Annotated in this window: 1 protein-coding gene; it reads right to left on the minus strand. The window is 65.8% G+C overall.

The features are described 5' to 3' along the window. A partial coding sequence (locus tag V6765_RS24085) for an Ig-like domain-containing protein (protein ID WP_448433134.1) occupies positions 1-330 on the minus strand: 330 nt, incomplete at both ends.

Below are 330 nucleotides of genomic sequence, written 5' to 3' on the forward strand. Positions count from 1 at the left end.
GCGAGAAGGTCAGCACCAGCGTGCCGTCCTGCCCGTTATCGGTGATCTCGACGCCAACCGTCGGCGCGGTGCGGTCGAAGGCCTCGCTGTCGGAGCCGGGCGTGCCCGGATTGCCGGCAAGGTCGGTATAGGAGCCATCGCCAACGGCAACCGTGACATCGCCGGTCGCTTCCGGGGTGACCGTGGCCGTCCAGGTGTTGGGGCCGGTCTGCGTCAGGTTCGACAACGTGCCGTTGCCAACGCTGACATCGCCAGCCTCGAAACCGGTTACGGGTTCGGAGAAGGTGAAGGTGACCGTGCCGGTCTGGCCTTCGTTGACGATATCGACCA

The organism is Martelella sp. FOR1707, assembly GCF_053484265.1.